This window comes from Leadbetterella sp. DM7, assembly GCF_040829825.2.
Lineage (GTDB): Bacteria > Bacteroidota > Bacteroidia > Cytophagales > Spirosomataceae > Leadbetterella.
In genome coordinates, this window is the sequence record NZ_JBFOLH020000020.1 from 58,180 (window position 1) to 73,126 (window position 14,947).

9 protein-coding genes are annotated in these 14,947 nt (G+C 41.5%); all 9 read right to left on the bottom strand.

The features are described 5' to 3' along the window. Window positions 1-50: 50 nt before the first annotated feature. Window positions 51-1,115, bottom strand: a complete 1,065-nt coding sequence (locus tag AB2U10_RS17555; protein WP_367916301.1) for an OmpA family protein — start codon at window positions 1,113-1,115, stop codon at window positions 51-53. 95 nt (window positions 1,116-1,210) lie between these two features. Continuing rightward, window positions 1,211-2,638, bottom strand: coding sequence for a redoxin family protein (locus AB2U10_RS17560; RefSeq protein ID WP_367916302.1), 1,428 nt, complete (start codon window positions 2,636-2,638; stop codon window positions 1,211-1,213). Between the two features lie 336 nt (window positions 2,639-2,974). Beyond that, window positions 2,975-4,519 carry a vitamin K epoxide reductase family protein gene (locus tag AB2U10_RS17565; protein ID WP_367916303.1) on the bottom strand — a complete coding sequence of 515 codons (1,545 nt, stop codon included), beginning with the start codon at window positions 4,517-4,519 and terminating at the stop codon, window positions 2,975-2,977. 1,154 nt (window positions 4,520-5,673) lie between these two features. Then, window positions 5,674-8,283 (bottom strand): TonB-dependent receptor, encoded by a 2,610-nt coding sequence (locus AB2U10_RS17570; protein ID WP_367916304.1) that lies wholly within the window; start codon window positions 8,281-8,283, stop codon window positions 5,674-5,676. A 44-nt stretch (window positions 8,284-8,327) separates the two neighbouring features. Then, entirely contained in the window at window positions 8,328-9,110 is a 783-nt protein-coding gene (locus tag AB2U10_RS17575) for a GLPGLI family protein (RefSeq protein WP_367916305.1), read from the bottom strand. Between the two features lie 196 nt (window positions 9,111-9,306). Further along, window positions 9,307-10,368, bottom strand: coding sequence for a sensor histidine kinase (locus AB2U10_RS17580; RefSeq protein WP_367916306.1), 1,062 nt, complete (start codon window positions 10,366-10,368; stop codon window positions 9,307-9,309). 242 nt (window positions 10,369-10,610) lie between these two features. After that, window positions 10,611-11,318, bottom strand: a complete 708-nt coding sequence (locus tag AB2U10_RS17585) for a LytR/AlgR family response regulator transcription factor (RefSeq protein WP_367916307.1) — start codon at window positions 11,316-11,318, stop codon at window positions 10,611-10,613. Between the two features lie 28 nt (window positions 11,319-11,346). Next, on the bottom strand, window positions 11,347-14,019 hold the full coding sequence (locus tag AB2U10_RS17590) for a lantibiotic dehydratase (RefSeq protein WP_367916308.1): 2,673 nt from the start codon (window positions 14,017-14,019) through the stop codon (window positions 11,347-11,349). Between the two features lie 41 nt (window positions 14,020-14,060). After that, the coding region (locus tag AB2U10_RS17595; RefSeq protein WP_493820741.1) for a TlpA family protein disulfide reductase at window positions 14,061-14,947 on the bottom strand (887 nt) is incomplete at its 5' end.

Here is a 14,947-nt window from a genome sequence, read left to right on the forward strand (position 1 = left end):
TGTTTCTAATCGTTCGTATGCGGCGTTAACGGCATCCGATTATTAAATGATCAGAGTATTATTTCGTTTATAGTTACTTTCCGGGATTGACTTAACTCCGCCTTTTGTTCCTCAGAATTATTCATGTCCTCTTCTTTTTGCCACTCCACCCTTATTACATCAGAAGGAGTTCCCCTGTCCATTAAATAATTAGCAACGACCTGGGCCCTGTATCTGGCAAGTGTTTCATTTAATGCTTTTTCACCAACGCCGTCAGTAAATCCTTTAATCTTTATTTTTGTCCGGGGTTTTTGATTTAAGTATTGGGTTACCTCGTCGAGAATTTTTTTAGCTTCATCATTTAAGGCATACTTACCCTGCTCAAAATACACCGATGGTATACCTGACTCGTACGGGTGAGGCTCTTTAACAGAGAGGAAGGAAGAAGTATTTGCCTGAATAGAATCTTCTGCTCCCGGCAGAGATTCTGTCGTATTGGTTACCCTGTTTTCATTGGAGTTCCGGGTAGCTGGAGAATACGTACTTACATCCACTAAGTTTATACCGGGTAACAGCGGATAAGCTGCTTCTGATAACACTTCTCTGGCGGGTGAAAGAATTTGCACTACATAGTGTGACGTACTCTTGTGATCCGTTGTCATTTCTAATACCATATGTCTTCCGTACCTTATGGAATGCAATGTATTTCCTGAATAATGCATCATTTTGTATTGATTATCCGGATTCTTCCCCCCGCAAAAATACACTTCCATCCGGTTAGTGCCCCGGGCATTTATTTTCAATGTCCGGATGCTCAGATATAACTTTATGTTATGATCAAATTTCCCGTGAAAGTAAAGGGGAAGCGTCCTGGTTTCATAGCCTTCGCTTTCAAATGCCAGAGAATCTACTTCGGGCTTTAAATTGAAATTATATTTGTGATTGAATATTTCTTCGCGATAGGATTGACCCAGGAATTCCTTTTTGCCCTTACTTATGCTATATATTTTTGTAGGTAAGTCCAGGCCTGTGCTATCGTCATAAAAAGAGCCTTTCACGTTTATCACACCCTTTTTTTGTGAGAAACATGCTATGGGAAAAAGAGAGAAAATGAATAGTGAGAATGACAGCCTCATATTGCTTTTTGTTGAGATCCTGCCTGGATTAGTAATATAATACTTATGACAGGCTGAATTTACTATTTTTTTAGTTCATAGTCGATAGAAAAAGGTTATAAATTAAAAAGCGTAGGCTTAAGCACATTATGATGAACCTCGGTCTGGCTTTGGTTAATGTAGATATAGCGGGGAATGGTGGGAAAACCGTGCATTAATCTCTGTAAAGTAATGTTATTGAGCTTTAACCGGTAGTGTCCTGCCAGGCCTCCAAAGGCGTATTGTTTTTGCACAGTGTTTTTCCACGTTTCTTCATCCTCATCCAGGGAGAGAAATACGGTTTTTGTATTTTTATTTTTAAAGAATTCAGTATCCAGCTTATTCATTTCCATGCGGCATGGGGCACACCAGGTGGCCCAGATATCGATATAGATTCCGTTTCCTTTTAAACTATCGAACAGCTGACCGAAGGTGATTGTGGATCCGTCGGGTTTGATGAGCTGAGTGGCTCTGAGCTCAGGTTCTTTTATAATGAGTTCGGCCTGCTTTTTAGCATTATTTTCTGCTTTTATGATATTTTCCCGTTCTTTGATTTTCTCCAGTCTTTCGGTGTGGGTAGAAACAGGGTAAAAATGATTGGCAAAGGTGCTTACGTCTATACCTTCCAGTTTTTTATATTGCAGGAAATCGTTCAGGGTATAAAAAATTATGTCTTCGCGAAGAGACCCAGGCAAGGTATCGTAAAATTCGAGAATAGATACCATTTGTTGGGCGTATCCCTTTTCTCCAATGTGCATAACCTGTTTTTTTGTTTCGTGGAGATACATAGATAGTCCCATATACATTTTGAACCAACTCATACCCGCCCCGTAATTGTAGGAATATCTGAAATTCTCCAATTCCCGGGTCTCCCGTTCTAATATGGGTGTAATCAACCCGTAATTTTCATCAGAGTATTCGGAATAAGCATATTGGGAGAACAGACCGTTTAGATATTTGTATTTGGCATCGATACGAATCATCTCCAGGATTTCTTTATCGGCTAACGGATTGGCCACTGTAAAAGAGTCAATTACATGGTTCGCCGCATCAATCATGGACAAGGTGTAAGGGATAGCTTTTTTTGTACTCATTACTGACGGTATATCCTTGGTTGCCCTGAAAGTGATGATGTCTTTGTCAGACAGAATTTCCAGGAGCTTGAATTCTGCCTCATGGCTCCCACGATATCGAAGCTTCCCTCCGGGTTCCTGTACTAATTTAACAGAATCGCCATGTTGCAGATAAAGGAGACCGGTGATTGCTAAAGTATTGGAAATATAACAGAAATCATACTGATCTTTCCTGACCGGTATTTTAATGGTTCCTTTGATCCATCCGGATTTAACTTTCCCCAGGTCGTTAAAAATATAATAGAGTAACTGATCATTACCGGTAGTATCATGTTTTTCGAAAGATACGGTGGCGAAAGATTCCTGGGCATTAACCGTTTTAGTAAGTAATAAAATGCTTAGGATAATCAGACTTCCGGGTAATATTCTCATGTTTCAATTGATTCATTTAAAAAGTCAGGCGTTAGGCTATAAATCTAACGCCTGTTCAAAATTATGCTAACTCACAATCTTGTAAAGTATAACCGGATGGACCACAGGAGCGTCCATTACAATCTGCAGGCTTGTTCTCGGGACAAGTAGCAGAGTCTAACTGATAACATTCGTCTCCTACGCAACATTTGCATTTTACATTAATATCTAGAGGATTCCCACCGGTAATACTCTTCATAGCACTTCTTGAAAGTACTTCTACACCTGAATGGCTAATTAAGTTTTTCATAAGCTTACTAAGTTTTAATTGTTAGAATTTGATTGATAAATCCTTATTTAAATAAATGCTTCTCGCTGGCTTGAAAGCAACCTGCCCAACTCTTTAATGCTTATCTCGTCCGGTTTTTTCCTGCCGTTCACAAATAGGGTGGGTGTTGCTTTTATTTCCGCATAATTTGCCCAATCGTTATGCATTTTCTGAATATGTTTTCCCCTGTTAATTTCTTCCGGGTAGGTGATGTATTCTTCGTTCCATTTTTCAAAATTCTTGTCATTCCGGTAATACCATCTACTTGTGGCTACGGGCCGGATACTATCTGGCAGATTCCAGAGCTTTTGCACAAACTGTCCGCCTGCATTGTTCTCTCCTGACAGGAAAATGACCTGGCAATTTATTCCGGGGTTTTCTTCTATTACTTCTTCCAGCTTTTGATGTATAATGGCGCAAGGGGTACAAAGAGGGTTACTTACTACGGTGATGGTGTGGATGGCATCTTTACGGCCGAAGACTACCACCGGCATATATTCGGGTATTTCAGGCATCAGCTGCTGGTTGCCCATCAGGGATTTAAAGTAGGCCGGGTTAGCATATATTTTATTTAATTTCTTTGTTAAATCATGGGCTTCCCTGGCTTTCAGGGCAGAATTTTTAAAAAGCAGGAGAAAGGTGATTGGGAGTAAAAAGCCTGCAACCATATAGGCTATACCTGCTGTATCTAAACGGAACAGGGATGGAGTGAATCTTATAAGTGTCAATAGCTCCAGTACAAAAATAGAAACCACTGCCAGGCAAAGCGTGCACCACATTTTAGCTTTTACTCCCTGGTACCATAATGAATAAGCACCGAAGGCGATACAGCCTGAACTGAATATCCATTGGAAACTTATAAAGGTATGTTGCGTGCCGGCGTACCCACTGAACAACAAAGCAAAGAAAGAGCCGAAGAAATATATGAACCCCAGGTCTGATAAGCTTAGCCAGGGAGTGAGCTGTGCAGCAGGACTGTCCAAGATGCTTTGGCAGTTTATTTTGGGACCGTTATTGCATAGCCGGTTAACCAACTCATTTTTGCTGTCAATAGTTTTTACCAACAGTAAAGTGCTGGTTACCACGCCACCCGTTTTTAGAAGAATAAGCAAAGGCAAAAGAAGCGAGGAAGTAGCAGTCAATAAGGGTACCGTAAAAATACCTGTTGTTAAGAGGAGTAGTGAGACGGCCAGGGGTACCCGCAATTCTTTAAGAATTTCACTTCTCCGGTGTTTGGCAAAGTCTTTTTCTCCTGATTCAGAAGAAGCCTCTGCCAATAAAGCAATGCCCTGCCAGGCTTTAAGGAATTCGTCTTTACCTGTCTTGTTCCAACCCTTTTGGGTATCGAGCAGATGGTGAACGTGGTGGTGTGTGACTTCTTTTACCAGGGTGAATGTGCCTCCGTGCAGATGCAGGTATGCCACGAACGGTACGGGGAGTTCATGGAGCTTTTCTTTATCTACCTTTATACCGGCATTTTCTATCTTATAGTGGTTTAAAGTTTCAGAATACGCCAGTAAGGAGCCTTCATCGGGGTGAGATTGCAGCCGTTCTAAGGCACTTGTTTTTGTCACAGGTACATCCAGAACCTTTATTAATTGGATGAAAGTATGTTCGAAATTGGTCTTCATGTGTTCTCATTGCGTTGCTAAATATATTTGAGTGAAACAGGCTATACAAACGTTTGCAGTGGACTACAGGGTATTTGCAGTGAATCAACAAAAAAAGATGTGAATGGTCATTTACTGCAAAGGTTAAAATAATAGAAGAAGGTCATTTTGAATCATTTGTTATAGTTACTTTCCAGAATGACAGGCTATGAGTACTAATTTTTTAGTTTATGAACGACAGAAAAGATTATAAATTTAAAAGCGTAGGCTTAAGCACATTATGATGAACCTCGGTCTGGCTTTGGTTAATGTAGATATAGCGGGGAATGGTGGGAAAACCGTGCTAAACTATCGAACAGCTTTCCGATAGTGATCGTGGATCCATCGGGCTTGATGAGCTGTGTCTTATGCCCGATAAGCTTATGTAGGAGAAAAGTAACCTGCTGATCATTGTGCCGTCTGTTTTTAGAAGAATAAGTAAAGGTAAAAGAAGTGTGGAAGTAGCAGCCAATAAGGGTATCGTATTTTTTAGCCCTTTGTGATATTGAGCAGTAAACGTGGTGGTGTGTGACTTCTTTTACCAGAGCGAATATGCCTCCGTGCTGATATGCCACGAACGGAGCAGGGAGTCTGGAGCTTTTCTTTATCTGCCTTTATACCGGCATTTTCTATCTTATAGTGGTTTAAAGTTTCAGAATACGCCAGTAAGGAGCCTTCGTCGGGGTGAGATTGTAGCCGCTCTGAGGCACTTGTTTTTGTCACAGGTATATCCAGGGCCTTTATGAGCTGGGCGAAAATATATTCGAAACGGGCCTTCATGTGTTCTCATTGCATCGTTAAATATATTTGAGTGAAACAGATTAGACAAACGTTTGCAGTGAACGACAGGATCTTTGCAGTGAATCAACGAAAAAAGATGTGAGTGGTCATTCACTGCAAAGGCTAAAACGACAAAACGCAACACGTAAAAGTAATGAAGAGCAAGAACATTTCTAAACCTGTTTTCTACTTCGGGTTTCTGCGCCGGGCATGCCCGTAAAAGTATGGCCGACTGGAAAAGTGGCGAAATTTATAGAGATAGTTCAACAGGTTTCAGCCGTCAAAGAATTGTTGCAGGTTTACAGTTTGAATTTTACCCCGGCCAGAATGTACCCGTCTAAGATAGAAATTTCTGATTCCGTAGAGCTGATATTGGAATAGATAGCGGTATATATTTTATTTTGGGTAAGGTTCATCACATTATACCCTCTGATTCCGTATTCTGTTTTACCTTTTCCGGGAGCCCATTTTATTTCAGGAGAGAGCATATTAATACGGTTATTTCCTATCCGGGTTACCTGCAAATATTGGCTTAGTTTTAATGAATAAACCATCTTTCCTTTAACTCCCGTAAACCTCAGGCCATATATGTATCTACCCATGTGCGAATTGATCTGGTTAACTTCCTGCGTATACCTGTTTTGCATTGCGTCAAGTTCACCATGAATTTGAAGCACAGGTTTCCTGAACCGGGTGCCTGCGTTTAGTTTGCCGACAGTGAGCGTCCTTGCAAAAGCGGTTTCCGTGTTTCCGGCGAAACCCACTCCAGTAGCGAAGTTAAGTGTTAAGAAACTCTTAAAATATAGGGGAATGAGATAAAACTTTTTGTCATAAGATACCCGTAAATTCAGGGCATTCTCCCGGGGAGCATAAATATATTGGGTCACCGAGGTTTCTTTCTCAAGGATATTGGTTCTGAAAATAGTGTTAAAATTAGTATTGTAACTTACCTGGGTAGCAATGAATTGCTCTTTTTTTAAGCCAAATGACGAGAAATTAAGTGTATAGCTGTTGATAACAGTACGTTTAAAAGGATTTAGATTTTTGTTGTACAGGAGTGACCGGTAGTCGGTTACCAAAGGGTATTCTATAAGGTTTTCAATAGCCGGGAGCTGATTTTGCCGATCTGCGGAGAGCCCTAAACGGGTTCCCGGTGTTAAATTGAAAAATAAGGTGAGACCAGGCTCATAAAAAAAGATTTTTTGAAAATGGTGGTTGTATTCATTGGAAGTACCTGTAAGTCTGTTTCTCAATAGTAAGCTTGTTCTGGTGTTTAACCCGAATTCAGCATTGGCATTAAACCAGTAGGAGGTACGGTTCAAAGCTGATGTATTTGTTACATCGAGTACATGGCTCTCCAGTTTCGATCGGGAGTTCTGAAGACCCGTCCCAAGAAGGTATTTTCCGTAGCGGGTATCCAAAGACAGATGAGTGTTGAAATTAAGATCCTTACGTATTGTATTATAGGTTTGAGACAGAGAAGATACGCCCCAGAAGCTTATGGTACTATCGGAGTTAATTTCCAGATTTTGGTTGTTAGCTACCGTATTGTATAAAAGTGTGGATATCCATGAGCTATATTTTGAGAGCTTATGCTGGTACTCCAGGTTTTGTCCGAAGGTGAAGTTTTTGTTGTTGATCCGGGTCAGAAAGCTTTTGGATGACTCTTCTTTTCTGAATTGCACAGATTTATCATAGGTGTCTTTCCCGAAGCTGCAGGTAGTTGTAAAACTTAACATGGATACTGGGGATATAAGATATTTCAGGTTCAGATGAGTAGTGCTGTAATGCAGTTTCCCGGTATCGTTTGTAAATTCAGAAAAACGCAGGGGCTCTGCTCCGGGAAATTCTTTAAATGAACGGATCTCGCCTTTCTGCAAGGTTGTATTATATAGAGAATAGAGCCTAAGGTCAAGCTTTTTATTTATCTTTGATGTAATATTGCCTCCTAAGTACCGGTTGGTTTTGGATTTGATATTCTGGTCGGAGAGTAAAAAGCGGGGGAATTGCGTGGGGTCGAGACGTATTGCCTGCCCCTTGGCCGTGGAAGAGGTAAGGCTGGAGATCCCCCCGCGCAAGTCAATGAAATCAGCGAGAGACATAGGCGATTCTCCCACATTATTGATATCCCCTATAAGTCCTGTATTTCCTGACCTGGCAAACCTGAAAAGGTTGGTATGCCCCAGGTATTTATTGACCAGGCCGGGTTTTAGCGTCACGTCACCGGTAACCACGCCTTTGTATTTATCGTTTGTCTTAAGATTCAATACGGTTTTTCCACCGCCTATATCTAATGGACTTTCCCGGAAGTTTGTCAGGAGTTCTGCTTTTTCTATCAGATCGGCGCTCAGGTTTTGGGTGGCTATCTGTTGCAGGTTACCGAAAAATCCCTGCCCGTCTATTAAAATGTTATCAATTTTGTTTCCCTGGTAGGAAACTTTTCCTTCTTCGTCTACCGAAAGTCCCGGCAACTTATTAATTACCTCCCCTATATTTTTTTCCGTGCCGTCTTTTACTTTATCCAGGTCATATACCACTGTGTCTTTTTTCGCATTATAGGATTTTGGGTAGGCTTTGATCTCCACTTCTGCCAGCTCAACATTGCTCTCTTTTAAAACGACAGAAAAGAACGTTTTCTCCTGCGTATTGAAGGATTTTTCGGTACTTTCATAACCCAGGCAGGATACTTTCAGTGTATACGCGCCATTGTTATTTAATTTTAAATGAAAAGACCCTTCTGAATCTGTGGTACCGAAAACCACTATATCTGTTTTGTCTGCGGAGAGAACGGATACAGTGGCTCCCGGTATGGCATTTCCTTTTAAATCGGTTACTCTTCCTGTAACTGATGACTGAGCATAGGTAAATTCAGGTACAATAAGAAAAGCAATGGCAAATATTTTGAGCAACCTTGTTTGCGAAGAACAAGTTACGAATGATAGTATTGACACTCTCAGTTCAGCTTTATGGTTTTCCTGGAATGGGTTGTGGTTTTGTTTCCTTCTTTTTCAATACTATTAATGTCTTTACCCGCCTCAGTTCTGATTCTCTTTAGCTCTTCGTGGGTAATGAGCTCGCCCTGGGGCTTTTCAATTTTCAGGCCGGTTGGGTAGGAGATCCGGGTTGCATATATTTTTTCTTTAGGGCTTTCAATTGTAATGACCAGGCCAGGTAGTCCATAATAAGAGAACGGGCCGTCAGATACCGGGATATCCGGCGTAAACCAGGCTTCAATTTCCCCCAAAATGGCTTTACGGCAGTTCATACCCGCTATGTTAGCGGTTTCCGGTTGTATTTTCCAGTGATTTTCTTTGAGATCAGACCGGGTTATGTAGGCTTTTTGATTTACCAGTGAACGTACCAGGATGGTCTTATTTTCAAAGTCTTTATAAAAGGAGGCTGAGTTAGCAGTATTACTCTCTTTTACAGTAACTGTCTTCTTTTGTATATTGTTTTCAGCAATTGTGTTCTCTACAGTATCTGTTTTAGATTTTTTTTTAACAAGATAATACAGCGATTCAGAGCCATTGGTTTCCAGGATATAATATAAGGGCTCTTTTAATTTTTCAAGAATACTTTGCCGTATCTCGGGAGGTAATTGATTAATCTGCTCACCAGGCTTAACCTCCATAGTGTATTCGACTTTTACAGACCGGGAAAACATTTTCTTTTCGTCATTTGAACCCACAAGCAGTAGGGGAATTAAGACAGTAATCAATGACTTTAAATTTAACATTATTGGTGTTGGTTTTGATTTATAATCTGGTTCGTTATTTTTTGAAATATAAAGAGGAGGTTATTTATGATAATAGGGAAATAGATTCCTCTTCTTTGTCTTAAGGATACCCGAAACTGGTCAGCGTTGCATAATAGTGCAGCTTTTTAGCTAAAAAAGATGTAAGTGGTCATTCACTGCAACTAAATATACCGGATTAAAGCTCGATACATAATTCCACCCTGTAAAAACCGTTTTCGTTTGTAACATTGAGAGAGTGTTTCCCGGGATAGTAGATATCTAAACGCCTGCGGGTGTTTTTTAAGCCGATACCTCCTTCTTTCGCAAAAGAGGCCTGAGGGAGACGGTTGTATGTGGTCAGATTAAGGGTATGGTCTTTGATATTGATATGAATTTCCGCTTCAGCGGCACCAGCTATGTTGTGAAGCCCGTGCTTAATGCTGTTTTCTACCAGGTTGATTAAAATCAATGGGGCGATAGTAAGGTGATCCGGCTTACCGTTTATGGTAAGTTTTAGCTTTTTATTGGAGTTCAGACGTATCCTTGAAAGTTTTATGTAGTTTTTAAGAAATTTTAATTCTTTACTTACAGCTACTTTTTCCATCCCCGTATCATAAAGAGAATACTGGAGGAGCCCGGATAGTGTTTCAATGCTTTTAGCTGCTTTTGGGTTGTCCATCACCATGTTATAGATGGCAGTAAGGGTATTAAGCAGGAAGTGTGGGTTAATCTGGGCGTGCAGGTAGCTGATTTCGAGTTTAAGGTTTTCTTCTTTGAGCTTTTGAGAGTAGTAAAACTTTCGCAGTATTTCATAGGATCCTCTGATTATTAGCGGAGGGGCTAAGTGAAAGAGGCTCATCGTATAGGAAAAATAGAATACTTTGCTATTAAATGGTATTTGCCAAAATTGTAATGGACCTATATTTTTTGATGCCGTAATAAAGTATATAGCATTGTCAAAACCAGCTATATAGGAAAAAGAGTAGTAGGTATAATATTGATAAAGCAAAAATATCAGAAATATAGAAAATATCCCATAGTAGATGTTATACTGAAAAGTTGAAATAATAAGATAGTAGCTGATAAATGTTAAAACCATAACCCCAACCATGAAATAGGCCGTATAGGGAATTTTTAAGACGTTTACTGAAAATATAAAGTATGTAAAAAGGAAAATAAAGAACCAGAATATAATGGTTATGGCCCAGTATTTCCCTTTTTTTTCTAAGTGTTCAATAATTTGAATTATATCTGGCACTAACTTGAATAATTACGTATTGCCCCGGAAGTTGTTATTGTATCCGTGGTTGTTCTCCCGTTTGTTTTCGACTGAGGCGCTAACACCCCAATCACTTCTTTTCTTAGAAATTTACCATTCTTCATCATTGTATTAAAAGTTTTAGGCTTTAAAACTTTTAAATGATGAGAAGTAAAAAAAATCGATGCAGTGAACTCCCTGTTTTTTGCAGTGAATATACAAAAAAAGAAGTAAGTGGCAGCTTACTGCAAAAGGAGCTTATTTTCGATGACTCCTGTTATATATTTATAGGACCTGGATACCGTAAACCTTTCTCCGTTTCGTAAAATTACCTCGTTGTTCCGGATTTTTTTAATGTAATGCAGGCCCACAATTACCGAACGGCTTATTTTAAAGAACTTGCCCTGGGGAAGAAGCTTTTCCAGCTTATAGAGGGGCAGCCTTACAATCAGGGGGCCGGCGGCAAACTTGTGTCCGTGTATGTTTACATAATAATTTTCAGCCATTATCCAGTCTATTTTATTCAAATCTATCTGCAGATGCTCTTTCCCCACACTGAGAACCAGGGTCTCTTCTTTCATATATTCGAGACGTTTCAGTGCCTTTTTTACCGCTTGTGTAAACCGTTCGTAAGAAACCGGCTTGCTCAGGTAATCTACCGCATCCAGGGCAAAAGCATCAACGGCAAACTGGGGATGCGCCGTAACAAAAATAAAAAGCATTCCTTCCGTATCCAGGTTTTCTATTAGCTGCATACCCGAAAGCTGGGGCATTTCAATATCCAGGAAAACGATATCTGCTTTATTTTTTCTCAGGTAACTTAATGCTTTTTGAGCATCGTCAAAACTCTTTAACAAGCTCAGGGCGGAATGCCGGGCTATATGTTTCGCCAGTATCTCACGAGGTGCGGGTTCATCATCAATTACAACACAGTTATAGGTAGTTCTCATTTCTTGTTAGCAGTTGTTGCACGAATATTCATATTATTTTACTAACATCCAAATTTTTCCGTGCAAGAACCGAGTCATAATACCGGTATAAAAAATGATATAAGAGCATCTCGTATTTCCGGGCATCCGAGATAAAATTACGGTTGACATGCATGTGGATGTAGGAAGCGAGAGATCCCGGTTCTGAAGGGAAGAATGTTTCCGGATTCACCTTATCCATTGTTGCTTTTATCCAGGTAAGATGCTGGCGATACAAACCGTTCAGCTTTGGTTTTAAGGCTACACCCAGCTCCTCCAGAAAGCCGTCGCGGTTTCTCTGGCAAAAGCTCACTTTTTCAGGAAGGGTCAGGCAGGAAAGATAGGCATGAATGCGGATCAGCGATGTCTCGATCCGGTAGATTTCCGCATCAGATTCCAGTCTTTCCAGTACCCGCTCACTGTCTTGCATAAAGAGGGTTTCTGCCTGTTGCATGTCCGGGTAACGGTTATATTCCGGCTGATAGCAGGTTATTTGTAATTCATAAATAGAGCCGGAACTGAGCTCTTCTTTAAAGTGCGTGTGAAAAAGATCGGTAACAGCTGTATAAAAACCGGGGTTTGAATCGTGATAGAACCGTAACCGGATATGAAAACCGGGATCGTGATACCGGATAAAGAACCACTTCTGAATCAGGCCTTTTTGTTTGAGAAGTTGTATAAAAGGCCTGATTTTCTCCCTCAAAAGGTTATCAGCCGTCCTCGGACCTGTGTAAAGTTTGAGATAAAGCCATTCGCTTCCGGGAGGGTAAGATCTGCCGGAAATAAGCGGGACCGGTTTTGTAAATGGTTTAGGGTTTTCTCCCATCACAGGAATGACCACTTCTGAGCTACGACCGTTTACAAAACATTGATCCGGCGGATATAAGAACTCCTGTACCCGGGTTTCCGCGTTTTTTTTCAGGTGATCTTGCAGGATCTTTTGAGCAACAGGTTGCCGGAGGTCAAGGTAGAGCTCATGGTCGGATTCAATGATCACTATATGCCGTGGCAGGGTATTTTTTATTCTTTCAATGTTTTTTTGTGTAAGATTCCAGGTAGCCCGCCACAGGATAAAGTGCTTAAAGGTTACACGAGGGAGATATTCCCGGTCACTGAGCACGCCCCAATCAAAAGTGAATTGTGCTCCCGCAGGCTGCAGATCACCTAAGAAGTTGTAAACAGGGAGCCCCGTAGCGTAATTATAGGCATGAGAGAGATAGGGGATCACGCGTTTGTTGTATTTCCGGGAGCGCAGAACGACTTCATTTCCGGAAACAGACACCAGCAGATCGGACAAAGGAAGAGACGTATGAGTGTCGTATCCCAGGTAGTGAATTTGGTGTTCCCTTAGTGGAGCATGAAGAACAACATTCCCTATTTTCCCTTCAGGAAGATGGATGACCTCGGCCAGGATAGCATCGGTAACCGACTGTTCATAAGCTGTAATTTCCCGAAGCTTTTTCGCTAAGAGATCATTGCCGAGTGAGAACCGGGACATCAGGTTTACAGCAGAGCTTCCCCCGGCCTGCTTTAATAAAAACATAAAATCCGGGCCTTTTTTGAGAAGGCTTCCGAAAATGTATGAAGTAATATTTTCTTCGGGGATCCCGGTGTCTAATTCTTCAGCGGTAAATGATATCTCATCACCACCCGAAGCCATACAGGCAATGTATTTATCCAGCAGGAGTGAAGGTAGCGCCGGTTTCGGCGCTGAAGATTCCGGAGATATGGACAGTTGATCCAGAAGTTCCCCTGCAGGGGTGAGATTATAGGTTCCGTAACGTATCCCGAGCTCCGGGTCCAGCGCTTCGGGTAAGGGGATTTCCCTGTCCTCAAACCGGCGTATAAATTCATCCCGAAAGGCTGTCAGTCTTGGATGAGGCTCTTTCCTGAAAAACTTACCGAGCTTTTTAACGTCTTCCACAATTGTATGGATGATCTCGCGGTCTATTTCAGCGTCAGGATAAACGGTAAAGGTGTAAGACCGGGTAAATCCGGGTAAGAAGGTCATCTGTTGCCGGTGCCGGTAATTCTGCAGGGTTTCCGATGTATTAAATTCGAAACCGGTGCAGAGCACCTGTTCTTCCAGCAACTCACGGACAAAGCTTTCGGCATCTTCTTTGGTGAAATCATGATTGACGAGGATATTCTCTATCTCCGCGTAGGAAACTTCTGACCCGGCGGCCTGCAATACGGTATCCAGGGCCTCGAAGCGTTCGAAGCTGACCTGGTGGTATTTTTCATCCAGATATTGCAGCAGGTAATGTTTGCCGGCCTGAGTATAAAGCGAGCTGTTTACCCGGAAACCGGCCCGGCGGAGCTTCGCATCGTTAAGCAGCCGGGTCAGCTTTTTCTTTTCCTGAATATCAGGCTCGGTATATACGTGAGGTATGGCTTCCCTGAAAGAAGTCTTGCCGGATAAGTCTGCCGTAAAAACACCTGAAAACCTACCGAAGGGTGTGCAGCGGGTGCACCAACGGGAATAATATTTGTAAAGGGTTTTGTGATGCTCTTCCGTGAGTTTTTCCGTTGTTACGGTTTCCCAAAAATGAAGAGATGCTCCTTTCAGGGCTTCCATAAAGGGGCTGTTGGCCAGGATAGCACCGATATCAAGCGGCTTTTCATAGATATCGGTGATTTTACCTGCAGGAATACGGAATTGAACAAAGGAGAAAGGTTTCATCCAACAGAAGACACCTGAACAGCGCCTGCTTTATTTTTTTCTTACTTTAACAGCTCTTCTAAGGTGCTTTCAAGATTTGAATACCCGCTTGGCATCAATTCAGGAGCATTCGGGTGGGTAATGAAGCCTTCATTGTTGACCAGCATATACCTGGGAATCGGGGTAATCCGGTATTGGGTATAGATGAATGTTTTCCTGGGGTCCAGCAGCAGGTAGCTGTTCTCATCCGGAAGCTGCTCTTTACGGGATACTTTCTGCCAGAGCTTAGGGTTCTCATCCATAGAAATATAAATTACATTTAATCCCCTGGAGCCATATTCTTTTGCCAGCTGCCTGGAGTGGGGGAGATTAGCTCTGCACCCACCGCACCAGCTAGCCCAGAAATCGATATATTTATATCCTTTTGCTGCCAGAAGGGTGTCCCAGTTAATAATTTTCCCGGTTTTCAGATGATACAGTAAAGAAGTAGTCTCAAGGTTATAATCCGGTTTAGGTATGATCAGCTCCTCAGCCATAGCAGATCCGATATGGTCATCATAATCGATAGTGACCCGTTCTTTTAAAATATCGGATTCTGAGGTTGCCAGGTAGTCATCTACTAATTGCCCTATTTGAGGAGACTTGTACGCGACTTCAAGTGTTTTAAAAAGCAGGTAATCACGTGTTTTTCCTTTATAGCTGTCTTTTATTTTCTGGTAGAACACCTGATAGCTTATATCTTTCAGCTCATATAACTGGAGAAGAAGAGATAAAGATTCCAGGTAATAAATAGAGGCAGGGTGATCTTCTATAAGAAGCAAAGGATCAAGAAAGCCGGTTATATCGGCATTGGGCAGCAAATTCCGGTTTAATTCAGCTTCCTGCGTATAGTTTTGTAAAAAATCAAAATATTGCCGGAATGTGAGTGTTTCCCTTAGCCAATGTTCAT